We start from the raw sequence: 2491 nt of genomic DNA on the forward strand, positions 1-2491 counted from the left end.
CGGCCTGGGAGATAACCCGCGATCCGCTCCCATTGCTCGTCCGTCAGCGTCCGTCTGCTCAAGGCCTGGCTCCTTCACCAACCTTGAATCAGAACTCTCGCCTCATGGAAATCCTGCAAATGCAGACAAAGCCTAAAGGCCGACTGAAAAAGTCACTTGGATGGTGCGTGGGTTCAGCGGTCGGAAGAATCCGTCGCCGGTGACAGCGGGCGAGATGAACGACAGCGCATCCTTGTCGAACAGGTTGTCGACGTTCAACCGCGCTCGCACATTCTTTACCGGACCGATGGCAATGCCGTCCCCAAGGTCGACATAGGCCGAGACGACCGTGAACCCCGACACCTCCGACCCCGGCGTGTTGACGAAGGTCGACTGGCGCGCGCTGGTATATTTTGCCGAAATGTTGGCCACCAGCCAGCTTGCGGGCTCCACCGTCAGCCCGCCCGACACGATCCAGCGCGCGCTGTCCGGGATGGTCTTGCCCGCCGTCGCGAACGGCGTCGGGCTCGCGGGAATGTCATCGAGGAAGGTCGCGTTGTTCCAAGTGACGTTGAGGTTGGCATAGGCCAGCCCGCCGGTCCAGGCAGGACGGTAATTGCCCAGGAACTCGACACCGTAAGCCTTCACTCGGCCGACATTGCGGAAGAAGGTCTCGGTGACATTGGTCGTACCGGGCAGGATGCTCGCAATCGCCTGGATGCGATTGTCGAATCGGGTGTAATAGCCCGAGAGGGAAGCAAACAACTCGCGCTGATTGGTGCGTATACCCAGTTCCACATTCTTGGCCCGCTCCGGCGCGGGGGCGGCTACGACTGCAGCCGAGCTGTTGAGCGCCACGGAATAGATGTCGTCCATCCCTTTGGGCAGCGCCATATTCTCGGCATAGGAGGCGAAGATCTGGGTACGCTCGTCGGGGAGGCGGTACAGGAGGCCCCCGGTCGGCAGGAACAGGTCGCGATAATGTGCGCCGTTGACCTGCGGCCCCCAGCCCGGTTTCACCACGCCGCCCACGACGCGGGCATAGTCGTTGAAATCGCGGTAGCCGCGCTGCTGATAACCGAGGTCCAGTCCCTTGATTCCCAGGTCGAGGCTTAGCCTCGGCGATAGGGCAATGCGGTCGCGCAGAAACAGTTGCGTCGTATCCCGCTGCGACCGATAGTCGCGGCGGCGATACACGACTTCGCCATAATTGGCCGGGCTCGCCGGCGATCCGTCGGTGGTGTTGTAGCGCAACTGCGTGCGGCGATACTTGTCCGTTTCCACCCAGATCCCCAGGTCGACGGCATGGGCGCCCAGATCGGCGTGGAGCGTATGGACGATGCCGTACCGATCGCCGCCTACCCCCGAATAGCCGAACTGCGTACCGCGCGGCGCGACCACGGCCTGTCCCGGGGCGACCTGCTGCCGATAACGGGTCAGACTGTTGGCATAGCTGTCGGGCGATACGCCATAACCGTCCTTGTCCTCCCAATAGGCGGTCGTCTCGGCATGGACTCCGTCCGCCAGCGCGAAATGCGTGGTCAGGCCGTAAAGGCGGTCATGGCGGACGTTGATCGCGAGGTTCGCATTATAGGTGTAGTTCCCGTTCGAATAACGCGGTCCGCCCGTCACCGGCGTGTAATCGGGGACGTTGGCGATATAACCGCGATCGCGGCCGGTCTTGCCGCCCAGGTCCGGCGTCGCCGACAGATAGTCGGCCCGCGACAGCGTCGGCGAATCATAGTCGAAGAAATCGTTGGCGACGAACTTCAGCCGCGCCCAGTTCTCGCCGCCCAGATCGACATGCGCCGCCGCCTCCCAATGCTCGCGGTTCACCGAACCTGCCCCCCGCCACAGGTCGCTGTTCAGCTTGGTGCGGCTGACATAGGCGGTGAGCGGACCGATCCGGCCGCTGCTGAGCCGGACGAAGGTACGCCGCAGGTCGTAATCGCCGAAGCTCTGCGCCGCGAAGACGCCCGCGACCGTCGGCGGCGTGATCGAGCGATAGGAGACGATCGGACCCAGCGAGGAATAGCTGGGCACCGACACGCCACCCGCCCCCGCCGACGCCTCGACCACCGCGAGATTTTCGTTGTCGATATACCGGAAGACGGGGCTGCCGCCGAACGCGTCGCTACGGCCGGTCGGGATCCCGTCGACGATGAAGCCGATCTGGTCGAGATTGAACGCACGCACCTGCACGCTGTTGCCGAACTCGTACAGGCCCAGCGCACCATCGGTCTGCACGTTGAAGCCAGGCAGCGACTCCAGCATCTTCAATCCCGAAATGCCCGATGGCGCGGACAGCAGCGCGTCGCGCGTGACCGCCACCGTGGCCGTCACCCGGCCCTGGCCGATGGCCTCGTCCGCCTGGGAGATGCGGCGTCCGCTAGGGTCAGGACTCGTTGATCACAGCCAGAAGATGACGGTTGCAGCGAGCGCGATGGCGGAGAGGAAGACGGTCGGGCACCGATCGTAGCGGGTGGCGACGCGGCGCCAGTCCTTCAGGCGT

General features: G+C 64.1%; 1 protein-coding gene and 1 pseudogene. Both read right to left on the bottom strand.

Annotated elements, in window-relative coordinates:
• Positions 1-132: 132 nt before the first annotated feature.
• Positions 133-2322, bottom strand: coding sequence for a TonB-dependent receptor (locus RN629_RS18095; RefSeq protein ID WP_407036477.1), 2190 nt, complete (start codon positions 2320-2322; stop codon positions 133-135).
• 66 nt (positions 2323-2388) lie between these two features.
• Positions 2389-2491: pseudogene (locus tag RN629_RS18100) on the bottom strand (IS5/IS1182 family transposase); the annotation flags it as partial.

It is taken from the genome of Facivitalis istanbulensis, from assembly GCF_040560405.1.
GTDB classification, from domain to species: Bacteria; Pseudomonadota; Alphaproteobacteria; order Sphingomonadales; family Sphingomonadaceae; genus Sphingomonas; species Sphingomonas istanbulensis.